Origin of the sequence: Dolichospermum circinale AWQC131C, from assembly GCF_000426905.1 — a bacterium.
GTDB classification, from domain to species: Bacteria; Cyanobacteriota; Cyanobacteriia; order Cyanobacteriales; family Nostocaceae; genus Dolichospermum; species Dolichospermum circinale.
Window position 1 is genome coordinate 4,519 of record NZ_KE384645.1, and the last position, 2,260, is coordinate 6,778.

The 2,260-nt window shown below is 35.8% G+C and carries 2 protein-coding genes; one reads left to right on the top strand and one right to left on the bottom strand.

All coding sequences use genetic code 11. The annotated features are described in order from the left end of the window. Positions 1-252 precede the first annotated feature (252 nt). Complete coding sequence (locus ACIR131C_RS0119010; protein ID WP_028091461.1) at positions 253-879, bottom strand: hypothetical protein; 627 nt, start codon at positions 877-879, stop codon at positions 253-255. 17 nt (positions 880-896) lie between these two features. Here ACIR131C_RS0119010 and ACIR131C_RS0119015 point away from each other — a divergent pair, with 17 nt between their 5' ends. Further along, a complete protein-coding gene (locus ACIR131C_RS0119015) occupies positions 897-2,000 on the top strand; it encodes a hypothetical protein (protein WP_028091462.1) in 1,104 nt (367 codons plus the stop codon). Positions 2,001-2,260: the final 260 nt, after the last annotated feature.

A 2,260-nucleotide genomic window follows, 5' to 3' on the forward strand; every position in this document is an offset into this window, starting at 1 on the left:
AAGCATTAGGAGAAGCCTTGCTTGATTTTACCAACTTTACAGACATAGATACCTGGTTAAATACCCACAGGAATTTGTAGTTAGATTCGTTTTTGGCACAGTTGCAAAACCCAGTTACTAATTCTACACAGTTCTGTTCTATTCTCAATAATTCCGAATTGCTATATAGCGGTATGCACTTTAATAAATTACATCATAAGCCCCCTCCTCGCTTGCGGGGAGGGGGTTGGGGGTGGGGTTATTGTATCTCACTCAACCGATAACTGCTATATCAACACAATAATTAATAGGTAGGAGGATAATAGCTAAAATGATATTAACTTGATTAATGTAATACTCCTGAGAATCAATTAAAACAAGATTATCTTTCAAAATCAGAAATTTCCAAACAGTTCCCGTCGAAACCACACCATAAATTTCTGGTAAAGGGTGATGTTCTTGCTGATTAAATATTTGAGCAGCTACCATTTCAGCAATACATTGGCCTAAACCACCCTTAATATTTTCATTTTTAGCTTCCACAATCGTAACTACTGGTACACTAATAAAATACTGTTCTTTTGAGCAGCTAATAATATAGTCACAATAGCCAGATAACCCTTTTTCCTGATCAACATCAAATTCAGTTCCAGAAAATAAACTAATTTGATAGTTAGCTAAACGACGTACTTCTGCTAAAATAGGGGCAATTAAAAATTCAGAACGGGCTTTTTCCGTATTAATAGCAGTTGCTAGAGGTAAGTATTCCTTCAGTGTTTGCTTCAGATAATCAGATAAGACAAGACCTTCGACTTCAGTAAATAGATTATGATCTTCTTCGATAATTAAGTTGAAAGCCCTTTTAACTTTATCAATTGTGGTAAATTCACTGTATGACATAAATTTAAGAATCAAATATGAGTAATTTAACTACTGTAATTGCCATTGTACCGCGACTTCCCCCCGCAATTGATGGTGTAGGGGATTATGCTTTGAATTTAGCTCGTCAACTACGTAAAGATTTTAATATTCACACCGATTTTATCGTCGGTAATTCTACATGGCAAGGTGCATTAGAAATTGAAGGATTTACTATTAGTCAAATTACAGATAATTCTGCTAACACATTAGCAACCCTATTATCAAGTTATCATTGCTCCTCCCCCGTCCTGTTACACTATGTAGGTTATGGCTATGCTCAAAGAGGTTGTCCGCTATGGTTAGTAGATGGATTACAGCGGTGGAAAAGTCTACATCCTAAGAGCAATCTTGTTACCATGTTCCATGAACTTTACGCATCTGGACCTCCTTGGACAAGTTCTTTTTGGTTATCTTCTTTACAAAGAGAGTTAGCAGCACGGTTGACAAAATTGAGCGATCGCTGTATTACCAGTAAACAACTCTATGCTGATATAATTACCCAAATCAGTCAAGGAAAACATAATCAAGTTTTATTCCTTCCCGTTTTTTCTACCGTTGGAGAACCAGACAAATTACCTCCTAATTTATCAGAACGTCAACAGAGATTAGTAATTTTTGGAGGGGTTTCTAAGAGAGAAAGAGTTTATAGAAATTGTCTGCCAATTTTAAACTATGCTTGTCAGCAGTTAAAGATTAAAGAAATCTGGGACATAGGAAGTCCGACAGATGTTACTCCATCTTTTATTGGACAAGTACCTATCTTGGAAAAAGGAAAACAACCTGTTGATGAAATAAGAAAAATCTTCACAGATTCTGTTGCAGGGTTTATGGACTATAACCCAGAATATCTAGGTAAGTCAACTATTTTCGCAGCTTATTGCGCTTATAGACTATTACCAATTAACGCCAAAGGCAGTGTTGCAATAATTGATGGAATAGAGGCAGGAAAACACTATTGGGTTCCTGATATTGATAGAAATGATTTAGGAGACCAATTTAATTGGCAAACCATAGCAGATCATAGTTTTGATTGGTATCAAAAGCATAATTTGTTAGTCCATAAGCATAGTTTTACTAATCAATTATTTACGAAATTTTAATTATGATAAATAATGTATTTCTACGAACGGATTATGGTGCAGAATTTATCGAGCTTGCAGTTATTATAAATTCATTCAAATGAAATTATGGGATTTCTATATCAAAATCATTTTCGTTTAATTGATATAGGTCAACCTATCCGTTCACGAGTGAATGAAGAAATATTACAGCGGTTTTCGCTCTTATAAGGTACATCTTAAGCCCCCTCCCCGCAAGCGGGGAGGGGGTTGGGGGTGGGGTTCTTGTACCTCATAACATC

What these genes read in the sequence shown, in the direction of transcription:
- ACIR131C_RS0119010 (WP_028091461.1), bottom strand. Translation starts at nt 879, where the DNA reads ATGTCATACAGTGAATTTACCACAATTGATAAAGTTAAAAGGGCTTTC.
- ACIR131C_RS0119015 (WP_028091462.1), top strand. Translation starts at nt 897, where the DNA reads ATGAGTAATTTAACTACTGTAATTGCCATTGTACCGCGACTTCCCCCC.